This is a genomic window from Fictibacillus sp. NRS-1165, assembly GCF_050468105.1.
GTDB lineage: Bacteria > Bacillota > Bacilli > Bacillales > Fictibacillaceae > Fictibacillus_C > Fictibacillus_C terrinigri.
Genome location: NZ_JBDPNU010000031.1, coordinates 1 through 16,391, shown reverse-complemented (window position 1 = coordinate 16,391; position 16,391 = coordinate 1). Strand labels below are relative to the sequence as shown.

The following is a 16,391-nucleotide window of genomic DNA, read 5'->3' as shown; positions in this document are numbered from 1 at the left end:
TAAAGCTGGTGATAGGTGGACTTAGTAGGAAATAAAAAGAAAATATGTTTTCTTATTTGTTTCCGCTTAACGATTTAAATATATCATCACCTGGAGCAACAGGGGAAGAACAAGGAGCATCACCCTGCATAACACCAAACTCTGTTATTTCACAAATACTTATTACTAATTCTGTAAATGATATATAACCTGCCCCAAAACAACAACTCATCTTATCTGCATTCTTAAGGATAAGAACCGAATCGCTCTTTACATCTTTTATAGTGCCGCGAGCTATATCGCCATTTCTTTCAAAAACAACAACGAAGTCTCCTCTTCTTTTTTCTAGTTGTTCTGCCAGTTCTTCCACACAGTCACATTGACAATCTGATTTTTTATGGCTGCTTGACAAATTACCCAACTCTCCCTTCAAGAGTAATTTAAATGAAATTTCTATATTCAGGATTCTTGCTTTTTGTTTCTATGTTTTATAGTTTAAAAGAAATTTCTATATAAGATTCAAGATTCATAGTTTTAGTTTGTATGCTTGTCTATTAAAATCAAATACAAGATTTGTTAGGTAAAAATGCCCTTGAGAAATTGAAACTGGCAAAAAGAAAACATGCAAAAAAAGAGTGAAGGGCTGTAAGGCCAATCACTTTTTTGGAGGATTTGGTGAGATGAACGCTCGTTTCCTCCATCCAAAGACTGGATTAGTGGATGATTCCTCGCCTTTTTTTCCCGGCCTGAACTGCATGGTCAATCGGTTGTATTCGCCGACTTTTTCTCCGAGCGGAAGGAAGTAGAAGAGTTTAATCAACGATTGTTTAATAAATAGTAAACCCTGTAAAGCGAACAGAACCATTCGGGCTTTACAGGGTCTTTCTTTTTGTAATATTGGAATTTACTAGTTTTCTGTTAAAGGAGTTAATCTATCATAGGGGGCCGCATCAGCCATGCAGGCTTCCCTGTAATCTTGGATGGGGCCGGAAGCAGCCCAAAGGGATTTGGAGCAGGCTGGTTTTTCCCTTTTCACTCAGTTTATAGAGGCCATCATAGGATTGGACATCAAATCCGAGAAGGGGGTGCCCGCCCATATTTAATGCCGAAGCGGCCAGAAGCAGATGCTGGGACAGAATTCCAGCTTCCATGTGCTGAATACGATGTCCCCTGTATCCATAAGCGCTTTGGTAATGATCCTTATGGCCAGAGATCGTGAAGGAAAGTGGAACTTGAGACATGTTTACAGTATCAGCAAGCAGTCCGTCTTGCAGCCGGCATCGGAAATCACCATCTTGAATAGGCTGTAACGCATGATTGGATTCATCATAAAAATAAGAGCCGTTTGGTAAACCTTCGATATTATACATACAGCAATAGAGTGAGATACGGTAAGGTGAATGATGAAAATTATGATCAAGATCATTTCGGTAAGAAAAAGTGGAGAAGGCTTCGAATAGAAGGGCTGATAAGGTTTGTTGGTTTATGGGTTTCTGAACAAAGTCCATTCCAGGCGAATATCGATTTCGGCAGGCGGAAGAGAAATCATACGATAACCGGTCCACACGAGGCAGCAGGTGGAACGAGGGTGCCAACTCTTCTTTCTTTTCTTTTTCCATTTCCTTATGAGTTGGGACCGAGTCCAACCTGCATGCTTCATTCATCTTCATCAGCATGGGATATTCGCTGATTTTCCTAGAACGGACGTAATGTTGATGCTCAAGTGGTTCCAGTTCACGGCATAACGAAGCAGCAGTGGAGGATTCCTCTGTTTCATCACTCGTAAACCAGTTCATGGCTGGATTTACGGAAAGAGGAATCACCGCATACACATTTTCTTCTTGCTCGGATATTCCTAAAAGGTGATGAAGGGCGCGGTCAAGAAAATGGTAATACACCCCCGTCTCAAAACCGATGCGTCTTCCTGTTTCCAGCAGCTGACCGATCACAAAGCCGGTATCCAGCCCTTGCAGACGGTAAGAGAAGTTATGGTATTTAAAAAAATTCTTCCAAAAAAACGTTGAGATCAATACGGTGCCAAAAGTGGAGGACACGTCACAGCGATTGCCCAGAGCTCTGTTCAAGTAGCTGTCAAAATTCCCTTCTCTTAAACAAACTAAACGATGGTGTGCGGCGTCATAGTGATAAATGCCTTCAGGGATCTCCTCCATTTTTAAATAGATATAAAGTTCGTTCGGATACAGTGCACCGCCGGATGGGACAAAGCGCCGGCATGCTGTCCATTCTTCTGTTTGATCAGTAAAAAACATGGTTTGGCTTACTTGTGTAAGCCCGAAGGTATATTTAAGAATGTGACCAATTTCCTGGAGATTCGGTTTTGGATTTCTTTTCTTTTGTTCGAGATGGAGCGGAAGATCTGCGTTTAATTCCACTACAGGCAAACCCCTGTAAAGCTTATAGGGAAGGGGGGCGTCGTCCCAGTCCACCACCCAGTCCCGGGGTTTTACTTTGTCAGATTCATAATGCAGCTTATGCAAAAATTCTTCGAGGTTCATTCTTTTCCCCCTTTGGCACTGTTATGGAAATGGATGGGGATGCGGGTTAAGCTTTCCATATGTCAACGGCTTTCTCACATATCCGAGTTTCGCTGGTACGTTCAATACCCGGTCCAACCCTTGCAGCCGGGTAAGGTGATGTCCGAATGTCATGGGCAGCATCCCGGGTATCACTACTTTTACACAATGCAGCCCGTTTCGTTTCAGTTCAGGACTGGTTTGGTCCACAACAATGACCTCCAGCTGAAGCTGCCGAAAAACTTCCAGGATTCCCGTTACATCATCCAATAGATCAGCTGATTTGCGAATGGGACGGAATTCCTGTTGAAGGCTCCTTTTCGGGCGCTCATCAAGCAGAAAGGATAAGCGTTCTTCAGCTTCTTTTAACCCGTATAGCATCGAATGGTCTTCCATCTGATGAACGAGAAACGAATCATGATACATCTGCAGGTATTTCTCCCGGTCTTTTTCCAGCTTATCGTCCATGGTGAGAAGCATCCCTGATAGCTCTTGAACAGCTCCTTTTACCGCTCTTAATGGATCAATGTGGGCTCCAGCTGCACATAAGAGATTCATGCCCGTCTGCTTCGTATTTTTGGCGAGAGCCCAAATGCTCGGAATGACGTTCTCGGTCGTCGAATTAAATAAATGAACCTCATATCCGGTCACTGCGTGCAGGCGCTGGATCATGAGTTGAAGCTCCCGGTCGTCAATGGATGATAGTTCAAGACGAGGAATAGGGAGCTGGCCGTACCAGGTCATTAAAAATGAATCCCGTTCAACAATTTCGAAAATACCGTAAAGAATCGCTTCCTCCATGCTACCGCCGAGTGCACAGCCGTTAGAGGTTTCATAAACAAAGCCTTCTCCGCCACCCAGGCTGTAATAGGCAAACGTCTCCGGAACCAGGATGGGCCGGTTCTGTGATAACGAATATCCCCAAACCCAATGAATGGGCCGGTCGGGGTCCAATGGCCTGAAAGGAAATTCGGGCATGTCATATTGTTCCTTTGTATGGAGTCCTATGGATCGAGGGTTAAGCGCATGCTTTTCCACCCTGGAATACGGCTCATAAACCATTGTCCGTTTACCCCTTGGGGCATAGCCGCAGTATCTCTCCAGTCCTTCCAAAATGGCTGATTGTTCACTATGAGCATAAGAATGGGTGCGCCCACCCGTTAACTCATTGCCTGATAATAAAGGAAGATTGACAATCGTATCGGCAAAAGGGGAGATGAGGTCATATCTTTTATGATTAAGAAGACCCGTTCTGCTATCCAAGTAATCCTTGCCCAGAACCTTCTCGAGATCTTCCAGAGAGCGGCAGCGGTAGCTATGGATAGAGGTTTTTGGGCATGGTTTCAATATGATCTCTGTGGGATCTGCTGTATCCTCTGGAAGATCGCCACACACAGGGCAATAGGGGTCAGGCAAAAAGAAATGATAAGATAGCCGGAGCGTATTTAACTGTAGAAGAAATACATGCTCATACGTGCGGGCTTTTTCTCCTTTTAAAATTCGATGAAGCTCTTCTTGAATGAGATAGGAAGTTTGCAATAACCCCAGAGCTGAAGCCCAAGGATCTTGCTCGATACCGGGTTGATCCATTTTGTATTCTTTCATTTGGAATTGTTCTCTCCGGTCAGAGCCCGCCATAAAACGGCGCCTATCCGCGCACTGAGAACACCCTTGTTTGTCAGGAAGAACAAGCGGTCCAATGTTGGCTTCACCAAAAGATACGAATCCCCGAAGCCATGGGATGCCACTGGACTTAAAGACCTCATCGGCTTCTCTGTGTTCAGACGGAACCCAGGAATCGTGGAGCACTAATGCCAGATTTCCTTGATTCGGAACGGCTTCTTTTACAGAGGCCAAGCGTGTAATGGGATAGAGCCCGCTCAATTGTTCGCTTACCGTATCAGCTAACCTTCCGTTTCCGATGATGATGATGGAGTGGCTCATGGAAGTTCCTCCCCGCTTAGCGCAATCCCATAAATGCCAGCCGTGTTCTCTTTAAAAACGGATTCCAGATGAAGTTCAAAGATGTGAACTTGTTTTTTTCTCTGCCTTAATCGATGTATTGCGGAATGGAAGGTTTCATCCAACGGCTTCTCTTCAAAAGAAGGAACCGGAACCTTCTTTTGAGCATCCTTTTGCGATGTAATGGAGGAAACCACAACCCCATAGGGATAATGTAAGGTTTCTTGATTTTGAAAATCCATCACAGCCGTTTGTAATGCTCTGCTTAAAGCCATCTTCATATTTAATCCAACGCTTCCATACCATTTGCCGTTTGATTCAACCCAAACGACAGGGAATCCCAGCACATCATGGCCCCAAAAAAGTTCTGGTTCAGACTTTCTGGTTCTCAAAGCCTGCAGAAAAAATCGGCAGCGATGATCATTTACAAGACTTACATCTAATGTGGCTTTAGTGGCACCGTGATCTGCTTGCTTCACAAATTCTTCATGAAGTGCGTTTTGCAATGCTCTGCATAACCCTTCCGCAGGGGTTTTGCCTGTTCCTATACCACTTGGTGAAGAATGCTCACTGAAACACTCTTTCCCAAAACTTCTGACATACGTTTCAATTCCAAAAAGACCTGCCTCCAGGCGAGCTTCTTCATGCGTGAGTCCTGAACAGACGGTCTCAGGATAGAGCTTGGCAGGGCCTTCTGAACGCGGATCAGCAACTTGGACTTTGCATTGGGATAACGGCAGCTGGAGTAAATCTGCTTCCTCCCAAAGATGAAAAACACCACATTCTTTTGAAGTAATCCGGTAAAACAATGAATGTAAATCCATTTGTTGATGATTGCATGTTTCAAGGAATTTAACAGGGTCCTTAATGGGTTCTGCATAAACACGCCCAGTAACCAGTGGGTGGGGGATAAAGGTATGCCAGCTTCCTTCGAGCGTTTCCAGGTTAAGCAAGTAAAATGGTCTTTCTTTTTTATCCTCATGTACCCCCGTGATTTCTTTAAAAAGCTCAAAAACCGCCACATTGGCTAATAGCGCACCCGCTGTTTGTGAGAAGGTGCGGGAACCATTGCTTTTTTCATTCGGCCGCTGGTGCAATCGGCGGAAGGCAGACTCCCAGCACGAATCGGATTCAGGAGAAACGAGCGGGCCCGTAAAGGCTAAGTCTTTTAAAAAAGTAACGGGAAGAGCTTTCTTCTTTTGTTCCTTGCAGATGGTTAGAATGGTACGAAGTTGAGCTAAATCACTGTCCTTGAATCCATATAGTATGGAATCAAACGGCTCTAGAGTTTCTCTCCATGAATGTTTCTCGGGACGTAAGATCGTGATTTTCGTTTCAGGCTCTGATTTGCGTGCTTCAACGATCATGTCATTTAACCGGTGCTGAGCATCCTGGCGGGAATCAGTTAGCAGGATGCTGAAAGAAGGAAGCCCTGACTGAATCAATGCTCGAACGAGAGAGAGGAGAAGCGAATCAGAACCGATCACCGCAACTCTTGCCTGGCGGTAAACTTGAAATCGGTATGCGCCGGAATCTCGAATAGAATTTAAATATTCAATTTGGGAGGTGTATTTTATAAGAATGCGATCAGGAAGCTGATGGGGGACATCCTGGCTTACATCACGGACAAAACCGTTTTCGTACAGAACTTGTGCGATCTTATACACTTGTTCTTTATAAGCATCTGGTAAACCGTTTGTTACAGATTCAAGAGTATGGGTTCCGTCGAAAATAGGAATTAATTTTTCCAGCCATCGGTCAATGGTGCTGCCTTCCATTCTTAAAGATTTTTCGTTATTCCGGAGATATACACCTTCGGCTGAATCCGGAAAAACAAACGTGTCTCTGTTCACTTTTAAACACATAGAAGGATTTAATATTTGCATGATCGCCCTCCTCTTCAGAAAGCTCCACATCTTTTACATTATTTAACACTATGGATGCCTTGTGTCCTTTATGTCTAAACAAACAAAAAAAGCCCTACAGAGGGATATGCAGGGCAAACCATTTTGAATTCCTGTTAATGTGAGTCGGAGCTCAACGATCGTCGCGATGACCTCCGCAACGACCTCCGCAACCACCGCATCCGCCACAACGGCCACAGCCGCCACAGCCACCGCAACGGCCAAAGCATCCGCCACATCCGCCACAGCCACCGCAACGGCCAAAGCAACCGCCAAAGCCACCGCATACACCAAAGCCACCGCATACACCAAAACCACCGCATACACCAAAGCCACCGCATACACCAACACAGAAACCAATGCCAAGGCCAACACATAGACGAGCGGGATCACTCATCTCTTGGTCCTGGGGATAATTCGGGGTAACATTGCTGACATTTACACCATCAGTGTGCAGCCCCTGAAGATCCCACTTGAATTCTTCATTCAATAAAAAAACCTCCTACTTTATTTTACGGGTTTAACGAGCTGAGAAATCGCCAGAACACAAACGTTTTTTCTGGAAAAGTACTCTCAAAATAAAATATGGGACGTGGTTGTCCCAAGTTACTGTCCATATGCCTAGTTATCATACACCAACAAATTGAACAAATTAACACCGAAACGGAATCGACGAAGTGCCAGGGCGCTTCCTTTTAATGAGGAACTAGGGGTGTTTTTGTGAGAATTGCCCGCACATTGCGAAAAAATGGATCGGGCTTTTGTTAATTGAAGGTTTCGGATTTTCTCCTCTTTATCGTACGGGAACAGGACATCATGAGAAAATATGGAAGTACCTACAGGACACAATCTTTCCATGCTGCTATATTTAAGATAATTTTAAAGGGGAGATGATACATCAAGATGAACAAACAGGAAAGCGGCTATCGATGGGTGGTATTTGGTACCGTTTTATTTGCTTACTTTTTGATTGTGAGTCAAAGAACGGCGCCAGGACTCATTACCGATCAGTTAATGAAAGATTTTCGTGTTTCCGCTTCTACTATAGGCCTTATGAGCGGTATTCAATTTTTGGCTTATGCAGGGTTACAAATTCCGGTTGGTCTATTATCTGACCGATATGCTGGTTTGTTGAATAAGTATGATGTGTAATTTGAAATACAATTCCACTACCAAACCACCCACATTTTAACCACGAAATTATCAACATTGATATATTTTAATACACACATATTTATTAAAAGTATTGATTTTAAAGGGTTCTAGCACTTATTTGGGCTTAAAAAAACACGTAGTATATGTTCCGCACACAAGTTCACACTTGGGAACGCGAACAATATATGTCCATGTATTAAGACTAAAAAACCCCTTGACACCATTGGTGTTAAGGGGTTTTTGTTTTCATATTTGTTAATTTTATTTTACTTTGCGTGCCAATGTTACTTTGAGTGAAACTGCTGGGCTTTACATAGGGTAGGGGGGTATAGTATTATGTAAAAAAGGAGGTGACACCCCATGGAACTTAACACTTCAGAAGAACTAGAAGAAAGCTGTTGTGCCCATGAAGAACGTAAAAGTCATCATTCTGATAAAGTAAAAAATAATTTAACTACACGCTTAAATCGTATTGAAGGACAGATTCGCGGCGTAAAAGGGTTAATTGAGCGTGACACCTATTGTGATGACGTACTTACTCAATTATCTGCTATACAATCTGCGTTAAATAGTGTCGGAAAAATATTGCTAGAAGGTCATCTGAAAAGTTGTGTGTTAGAGCGAATTCAAGAAGGCGATGATGCAGTGCTGGATGAGTTTCTTGTCACGGTTAAAAAATTAATGAAATAAGAAAAGTGAGGTAAATAAAATGGAAAAGAAAACGTTAATGGTTAAAGGGATGTCTTGCAATCATTGTGTGAATGCTATTGAAGGAAACGTGTGTAAACTAGCTGGTGTAACCGAAGTAAAGGTTAACTTAAGCGAAGGAAAAGTAGATGTTACGTTCGATTCAAATAAAGTTTCCTTAGAAAAAATTAAAGAAACAATCGATGACCAAGGATACGATGTGGCCTAAGATAAACTTGCGTGCTGTTTAGCACGCTATCTTTTGAATCTAAATATACCCTATATAGGTATATAGGAGGTAAAGGAATGGAATCTGCAAAATCAAAAGAAACCAACTTGCAAATCACGGGTATGACCTGTGCTGCTTGTGCGATTCGTATTGAAAAAGGGTTGAATAAACTAGAGGGTGTTAACCAAGCTAATGTGAATCTTGCACTAGAAAAATCGACCGTCTCTTATGATCCAACGGTTATTACAGTATCCGACTTGCAAAAAAAGATAGAGGATTTAGGTTACGGGACGGTCTCAGAGAAAACAGAATTTAATATCTCTGGAATGACGTGCGCAGCATGCGCCACCCGAATCGAGAAAGGATTAAATAAGCTTCCCGGTGTAAACAAAGCGAATGTGAATTTAGCTTTGGAAACCGCAACCGTTGAATACAATCCAGGTGAAGTGTGGATTGCTGACATGGTGAAAAAGGTTCAAAATTTAGGTTACGATGCGAGCCTTAAAAAGGAAAATGATCAGGAGCAAGGGGATCATCGTGCACTAGAGATTGAAAAACAAAAAGGGAAGTTTATATTCTCTCTTATATTATCGATCCCTTTACTTTGGGCGATGGTCTCTCACTTTGAATTTACATCCTTTTTCTATATGCCTGAGATGTTTATGAATCCATGGGTCCAGCTGGCACTGGCAACTCCTGTACAATTTGTTGTCGGTAAACAATTTTATATTGGAGCGTATAAAGCGTTAAGGAATAAAAGTGCCAATATGGATGTGCTTGTAGCATTAGGCACTTCAGCCGCCTATTTTTATAGTCTGTATCTCTCCGTTCTATCGATTGGTTCCAATGGAGGAATGGTTGAGCTCTATTTTGAAACTTCTGCTGTGTTAATCACGCTAATTTTACTCGGAAAGCTCTTTGAAGCAAAAGCAAAAGGACGATCGTCTGAAGCCATCAAAAAGTTAATGGGTTTACAGGCTAAAACAGCGATTGTAGTTCGAAACGGGGAAGAAAAAGAAATTCCCATTGAAGAAGTAGAAGTGGGTGATGTGGTTTATATCAAACCCGGCGAAAAAGTTCCTGTGGATGGTGAAATTATTGAGGGACGTTCAGCTTTGGATGAATCAATGCTCACAGGTGAAAGTGTACCGATCGATAAAACGGTGGGAGATTCCGTGATTGGGGCCACTATCAATAAGAACGGTTTCTTAAAAATCAAAGCTACCAAAGTGGGCCGCGATACAGCATTGGCCCAAATTATCAAAGTGGTAGAAGAGGCTCAGGGGTCAAAAGCGCCGATCCAACGCTTAGCCGATAAGATCTCAGGGGTTTTCGTACCCATCGTGGTGGGAATTGCTGTTTTAACTTTCTTGATTTGGTACCTATGGGTAATCCCAGGGGATTTTGCTGCAGCTCTTGAAAAACTTATAGCCGTACTCGTTATTGCTTGTCCTTGTGCCTTGGGTTTAGCTACGCCAACATCCATAATGGCCGGATCAGGTCGTTCGGCCGAATATGGGATATTGTTTAAGGGAGGAGAACATTTAGAAACAACTTCCAGGATTGATACGATCATATTAGATAAAACAGGAACCGTGACCAATGGGACACCAGAATTAACCGATGTTATCCTAATGCAGCCGTTTACAGAAGAAGAAGTCCTAAAATTAGTGGGTGCTGCAGAGAAAAATTCAGAACATCCTCTGGCTCAAGCCATCTTACAAGGAATTCAGGAGAAAGGAATACAACTGCCTTCATCCAGTGAATTCGATGCGATCCCAGGATATGGCATTCAAGCTGTTGTTGACGATAAAAAGATATTCATCGGTACACGTAGATTGATGAAAGAAAACAACATCACCATTCACGACGTAGATACGGCCATGGAAGAACTCGAGCGGAATGGAAAAACGGCGTTGTTGATTGCAATTGAAAACAACTATGCGGGGATTATCGCTGTAGCTGATACCATCAAAGATACTTCTCAGCGAGCTGTTTCTCGTTTGAAGAGTATGGGTCTCAAGGTCATCATGATTACTGGTGACAATCAACAGACAGCGAACGCTATTGCACAAGAGGTGGGAATACACCATGTCATTGCTGAAGTTTTACCAGAAGGAAAAGCGGAAGAAGTGAAAAAGCTGCAGCAACAAGGCAAAACGGTGGCTATGGTAGGAGACGGCATTAATGATGCGCCGGCTCTTGCCCTTGCAGATATCGGAATGGCCATCGGAACCGGGACCGATGTGGCGATGGAAGCTGCCGATGTCACGTTGATAAAGGGCGATCTGAACAGTATTGCGGATGCCATTTATATGAGTAAGAAAACGATTCGAAACATCAAACAAAATCTGTTCTGGGCGTTTGGCTACAACGTGTTGGGTATACCTGTTGCAGCTGTTGGATTTTTAGCACCATGGCTTGCGGGAGCAGCGATGGCCTTTAGCTCCGTTTCGGTTGTACTAAACGCATTAAGATTACAAAAAGTGAAATTGTAAAGGGGGCTTTCAGCAGTGCTAAATAATATCGTCATACGTTGGGCATTATCGGCTGTTATCATCCTTGCACTAGTGATCGGAGGATATTCTGTTTACGCATCATTAGCTGGTAATCCAACAGACAATCATACCGAACACAATTCTTCAAAAGAACCGGGTGAACATGGAAGTCATGAAGAACATAACGATGGGATGCAAACAGAAAGTGAAGTAGACCCTATGATTGTTCATGCATATGGAAAGATGCGTATTGAGTTAAAAGATAAGGTCGGGGAACCCGTTGACCAACTAGAAGTGAACCATGAGAAAAACATGCATTTGATTATCGTTAGTGAGGATTTAAAACAGTATTACCATTTGCATCCAGAGAAAATAGGAAAAGGGCAATTCCAGGTGGCGAAGAAACTGTCGGACGGTAATTACAAAGCGTTTATCGACATTAAACCGAAAAATAAAGAATACATGGTGAAGCCATTACCGATAGAAGTAGGAACGAATCATGCCCATGATAAAGATGCAACATTAAAACCAGAAACAACCTTTACGAAAACAATAGGCGATCATACGGTCACCATGACACCAGACACGTTTAAAGCAAAAGAACCCGTCACATTGAGCTTCTCGTTTAATAAAGGCACCCCTCAACCTTATTTAGGGGCGCTTGGCCATGTGGTCATCTTAGATGAAAAAGGAGATAAATTCGTTCATGTACATCCTGTTTCAGAGAAGGAAACAAAATTTGAGACCCAATTTGATCAACCAGGCGTGTATAAAATCTGGGCGGAATTTAAATTCAATGGCAAGGTCAATGTATATCCTTTTGTTATTGAAGTGAAGTAAAACATTCACCTGGGAGAGGTGATTTAAAATGGAACTGTCAGGCGTGACTAAACATATATTATTATGCAACGGGGCTGAAGAAACCACGAAAGCGATTAGAAGTGAATCAAAAGGGCTGGGGTTAACAAACGAAATTCATACCACACTGACACTATGTAATGGCCGATGCCAAGATGGTCCAACGGCAGTTGTTTATCCTGATGGTGACCGGTATAAGAATATGACACCGAATTAGGTGAAAAACTTATACAAACCACGCATCAAAATCAAAGACTAGATGAATTTATCACATATTCCTTTAATGGAGATGAATTTGCACCTCAGGTTCAACAAAAGAACGAAAATAATTAAAAGTAAAATGAACCGCTCCATCAGCAGATGGGCGGTTTTTTAACTTTAATCCGTTGGCAAATCCTGATGACCCAAATTTCATGGTTGATCATTTATCCAGACTTACAATATTATGAGAAGGGCTCGAAAATTGCCATCGCCCCTATTTTACCCGATGGTAATACTTCCATACCATGCCAGATGATTGGTTTTAAATACGGCACGATTTATACAAGAGGACAGAAGATTCAGTTTAATACCCTTTACCTTTGTCTTTGGCCGCTGCAAAGGAACTGATCAAAATGATTGGAGTTGTCGAATTTGTCACCATGATGTCAGAAATTCACTGATATGAGTGATGGTTTGGGTATGAATGAAACAGAAGATGTGTCTATCATAACCAGCTATACGATGTACCGAAGAATACTGGAATAAAACCAAAGTCGGATGATTTAGGATACCTATGACAGGTTTGGACTCAAATACTCAAAGGACCGAAAAACCGTCTTTTTTGTACTGTCTTAGAGTGGTTTCGGCATTACAAATGTAGAAAAGGCTACCTCTTCGAAAGGATAGCCTTTATAGTGATTCCCATTAATCACTTTCATTGTATACGCTGCACAGCCATTCTGTACTTATAATAGTATCACTTTGGAAGCTTTGTCTTAAGCCTCGCGCGTTTATGGAACCAGCGCTTTAACATGTGGAATGGACTGCAAAATCCGTACAATGCAATAGGAAATAGCCAAGGCAAGCATGCTTGTAAACAACATTCCAACTAAAGGGTGTATAAACATCGCATTAATCGGTAAAATTTTAAGAATAAAAGGATGCAGTAGGTAAATGCCAAGACTTGCTTTGCTGATTTCTTTAATGATGGGGCTAGGAATTGCCTGATCCATCTTTAAATAATTATGCTTAAAAAATATGAAGAGTGCTATCGACAAAACGATAATATTGGGAGCAAGGTAACTATAAAAGTAATCAAAAAACTGGCCGTTTCTAAGATGGGTTACATAGAAAGTTCCGGCTACGGTCCCAATTAACGCAACAATCGCCATAATATAGAGCGATTTACGGAATAGATTGTTCACATTTACTTTGGTTAAATAATAACCAAGTACAAAATAACCAACGTAACCGACAACCACTGGAATATCAATTCCTATGGATATCCCTAGAAACTTTTTGACAGCGGCATAACCACTTGCACCAATAAACCATAATGCAATAAAATAAGCAAGATTTTTATTGCTGGCGTTTTGTACATAAATTTTCAGGATAGGGACAATTAAATAAAGACCGAGCAGCATATAAAGAAACCAGAGATGATAAAAAACGTCGTTCTCCAGAAACGCTATAATAAACGATGTCCCGGATAACTCCGCTTTATTTTGATAAACCTGATACACATAATAAAAGACGCTCCAGCCGATAAATGGTATAACCACTTTGGACGACCTTTTTTTAAAAAAGGTATTGAGTGGCTCAGATTTTCCGTTTAATAACAACGCCCCGCTAATAATGATAAAGATTGGCACGCACCATCTCGTGAATGAATCAAAAACATTCATTACCATCCATTGATGCTCACCGATATTGTTCATTTCATATAAAAACGGGGCTGCAGTGTGCAAAACAACAACTGCTATAGTTGCAAACACTCTTAATGCATCTAAATATAAAATCCTCATTGCTTAATCCTTTCTCATTAATTTGTTTAGTCCTATACCTTTCGTGGCAACTTATGTCTTTGTTTCTCTTGAAAGCCTCCCGACTTTTTAAAATTTCCTGATACAACGTTATTTCAATATTGGAATTTGACGGCCAAAAATCCTCCTATTTTTATAGAAGGGATATGATATAAAATTTCATTCCTTTTTATTTTTTTCAAAGCTGTACAGAGAAGAGTTCTATGTCGAAATGATTGGATTTATACTATTCAACAATCGGACCCTCTAATGGAAAAGAATCACAGCAGTGGCTAAAGATACTAACCGGGATTACTTTATGAGTGCTGAAGAGTATATGATTATAGTTCAAGAGGGAGACTGCCAAACAGTCTCTTTTTTTGTCGGAATATGATGAATAAAATTCATTTTTTATGTTATATTATGAGTAAAATTAATATAAAGAGGGATGAATTTGTCCATAGGCAAATATGAAATATTTCATACAGTAGTAGAACTTGGCAGCTTAACAAAAGCAAGTGAATCATTAAATATATCTCAATCAGGTGTAAGTCATGCCATTTCCAGCTTGGAAAAAGAGCTGGGGTTTTCCTTATTGACCCGTAATAAAGCAGGCATCAGGCTAACTGTAAACGGTGAGCGAATGTTGTTATATATTAGGGAAATTCTATATTTAAATGAAAAGATGCTTCAGGAGGCCGGGGAAATAAGAGGACTAGAAATAGGGACTGTTAGGATCGGCACATTTTCATCTATTTCTGCTGTATGGCTTCCTGGAATATTGAAAAAATTCATGGATCTATATCCGCATATAAAAGTAGACATTGTGGAGGGGAAACAGGAGGAAATCTCCCTGTGGATTTCTCAGGGGATTGTTGATTTCGGTTTTTTAATGCTGCCTGCTGCCGAATTGGAGGTTCTCCATTTAAAGCGAGAAGCATTTTGCTGTGTTGTGCCGGAAACCCACCATCTTGGTGCCGAAAATTCTATAAAGCTAAATGCACTGAATGAAGAGAAGCTGATTCTCCAAAATTCTACCCTTAAAATCATCCATGATATGTTGAAATCAAATAAACTTTCTCCTGAAATTGCTTTTCGTTTAGATGATGAACAGGCTGTTATCTCTATGGCAAAAAACTCCCTTGGTGTAGCGATCCTGCCAGACATTGCTTTACATAATCTTCCTGATGGAGTAAGGAAAATACCCCTTTCAGATGATCGAGCAATTTCGTCCATCGGCATCGGTTCGATATCCTTCAAAAATCTTCCGCCAGCTGCCGAAAAATTTATAGCAGCATCGACCTTATGGTTAAACGAACATTTCACATGATTCTCACAATATGGCCTATTTCGCTGAGATATAAAAGATGCCATGTCCGATGTAAGTGAAGATTGGATTATCCTGAAAGAACACCTGAAATTAGTAACGTCCTACTTACTGATGGAGATCCATTAATTTTGGCCGCCGAAAACTAAAGGTGGTCCTAGAACGTTTAAGGTCAATTGAACATGTACGGATTATCAGCATGTAAGGTAATATGATGGACCAAAATCTCGACCAATATATGTCCATTTATTAAAATAAAGAAACCCCTTGATACCATTGGTATGGAGGGGTTTTTTATGTTGTTCTTAATTTGTTCAGTGCAAGCGGCGATGCGCCTACTGCAAAGATGGAACCGCTTCTTATTGAGGAGAGATACATGTGCTCGGAATCGGAATATTTAACAGATTATTACGTTTATTGCCACAAGTTCCACACCGGTCAGTCATGTGGCATAGTGCAAAGATTCGTTGGAAAGCATTCCACAGGCAGGCCGTAAACTTTAAACCTTGCACCCAAAAAAACTATTGAATATGGGTGTTTTCTAACACGAGTACCTTTTCGTGGGTAGAACGAGCTTTTTCTTTTGTATGTTGAACTAATCTAATAATTTCGCCCTTTACCTGCTTAGCACCTTTAACAAGTAAAGGAACACCTAGTGAATCCATTTTTAGCCTTCTGGATAATAAACCTCCAATTGTCATGGCAAAGGGTACAGTTGGGGATGTATTTGAAAAGATTATCTTTTCATCTTGATTAAATTTTTCCTGTAACAATAAGCTTAAATTTTCTAGGCTCGGAACTAACACTTTAGAATTTCCTCGACCAATTGTATAAACTGAATCTCCTTCTTCATCCAAACCATGAAATATAATTGTACCCATATCTGATGTATTAAGTTTATTAAAATAACGGACACTTAAGATATCTTCGGTTGTAAGGGGCTTATTGCTTTGTAATTCTTTCAAGTGATATGCAGCAGCTAAAGAAGTAGTATGTGTTCCGCCATAATCATTATAAATATAAATCATATTTTTCTCCAACATCTGTTAGGATTTGATATTTTCTATTTTTATCTAACCCTAAAGAATACATACCTAGGTACCTGGCTTAAGGGTTATATTATCAACAATCGTTTCAAAAAAGATCGGTGGCATCTAGGTAACGGATTCTTTTTTGGAGTACAAAAAGTAACAGCAATAGCATATTAATTAGCAATAAAAAAAGCACTGCAAATCTATACTGCACCCCAAAAGTT

At 41.2% G+C, this 16,391-nt stretch carries 13 protein-coding genes and 1 pseudogene; 7 read left to right on the top strand and 7 right to left on the bottom strand.

Annotated elements, in window-relative coordinates:
• Positions 1-52 precede the first annotated feature (52 nt).
• The 5 genes from ABHN01_RS15180 to ABHN01_RS15160 form a co-directional block, all read right to left on the bottom strand.
• Positions 53-391: a hypothetical protein gene (locus ABHN01_RS15180; protein ID WP_429876242.1), complete on the bottom strand. Its 339-nt coding sequence runs from the start codon at positions 389-391 to the stop codon at positions 53-55.
• Between the two features lie 538 nt (positions 392-929).
• Complete coding sequence (locus ABHN01_RS15175) at positions 930-2,495, bottom strand: SagB/ThcOx family dehydrogenase (protein ID WP_429876241.1); 1,566 nt, start codon at positions 2,493-2,495, stop codon at positions 930-932.
• 21 nt (positions 2,496-2,516) lie between these two features.
• A complete protein-coding gene (locus ABHN01_RS15170; protein ID WP_429876240.1) occupies positions 2,517-4,457 on the bottom strand; it encodes a TOMM precursor leader peptide-binding protein in 1,941 nt (646 codons plus the stop codon).
• Entirely contained in the window at positions 4,454-6,361 is a 1,908-nt protein-coding gene (locus tag ABHN01_RS15165; RefSeq protein WP_429876239.1) for a putative thiazole-containing bacteriocin maturation protein, read from the bottom strand. The genes ABHN01_RS15170 and ABHN01_RS15165 overlap by 4 nt, the downstream gene beginning before the upstream one ends.
• Before the next feature lie 48 nt (positions 6,362-6,409).
• Entirely contained in the window at positions 6,410-6,697 is a 288-nt protein-coding gene (locus ABHN01_RS15160) for a hypothetical protein (protein ID WP_429876238.1), read from the bottom strand.
• A gap of 585 nt (positions 6,698-7,282) precedes the next feature.
• Between ABHN01_RS15160 and ABHN01_RS15155 the strand changes: the two are divergent.
• The 6 genes and pseudogenes from ABHN01_RS15155 to ABHN01_RS15130 form a co-directional block, all read left to right on the top strand.
• Positions 7,283-7,501, top strand: a pseudogene (locus tag ABHN01_RS15155) (MFS transporter); the annotation flags it as partial.
• A gap of 393 nt (positions 7,502-7,894) precedes the next feature.
• Entirely contained in the window at positions 7,895-8,224 is a 330-nt protein-coding gene (locus ABHN01_RS15150) for a metal-sensitive transcriptional regulator (protein ID WP_290399459.1), read from the top strand.
• A 19-nt stretch (positions 8,225-8,243) separates the two neighbouring features.
• Complete coding sequence (copZ, locus tag ABHN01_RS15145) at positions 8,244-8,450, top strand: copper chaperone CopZ (RefSeq protein ID WP_429876237.1); 207 nt, start codon at positions 8,244-8,246, stop codon at positions 8,448-8,450.
• 77 nt (positions 8,451-8,527) lie between these two features.
• Positions 8,528-10,948 (top strand): heavy metal translocating P-type ATPase, encoded by a 2,421-nt coding sequence (locus ABHN01_RS15140; RefSeq protein WP_429876236.1) that lies wholly within the window; start codon positions 8,528-8,530, stop codon positions 10,946-10,948.
• Positions 10,949-10,963: 15 nt separating this feature from the next.
• Complete coding sequence (locus ABHN01_RS15135; RefSeq protein ID WP_429876235.1) at positions 10,964-11,788, top strand: hypothetical protein; 825 nt, start codon at positions 10,964-10,966, stop codon at positions 11,786-11,788.
• Positions 11,789-11,816: 28 nt separating this feature from the next.
• Positions 11,817-12,023: a (2Fe-2S) ferredoxin domain-containing protein gene (locus tag ABHN01_RS15130; RefSeq protein ID WP_429876234.1), complete on the top strand. Its 207-nt coding sequence runs from the start codon at positions 11,817-11,819 to the stop codon at positions 12,021-12,023.
• A gap of 775 nt (positions 12,024-12,798) precedes the next feature.
• Here the strand turns inward: ABHN01_RS15130 and ABHN01_RS15125 are convergent.
• Positions 12,799-13,812 (bottom strand): acyltransferase, encoded by a 1,014-nt coding sequence (locus ABHN01_RS15125; RefSeq protein ID WP_429876233.1) that lies wholly within the window; start codon positions 13,810-13,812, stop codon positions 12,799-12,801.
• A gap of 451 nt (positions 13,813-14,263) precedes the next feature.
• Here ABHN01_RS15125 and ABHN01_RS15120 point away from each other — a divergent pair, with 451 nt between their 5' ends.
• Positions 14,264-15,139 carry a LysR family transcriptional regulator gene (locus tag ABHN01_RS15120; RefSeq protein ID WP_429876232.1) on the top strand — a complete coding sequence of 292 codons (876 nt, stop codon included), beginning with the start codon at positions 14,264-14,266 and terminating at the stop codon, positions 15,137-15,139.
• 518 nt (positions 15,140-15,657) lie between these two features.
• On the opposite strand, the gene ABHN01_RS15115 is transcribed toward ABHN01_RS15120, so the two are convergent.
• Positions 15,658-16,164, bottom strand: coding sequence for a DUF3189 family protein (locus ABHN01_RS15115; RefSeq protein WP_429876231.1), 507 nt, complete (start codon positions 16,162-16,164; stop codon positions 15,658-15,660).
• Positions 16,165-16,391: the final 227 nt, after the last annotated feature.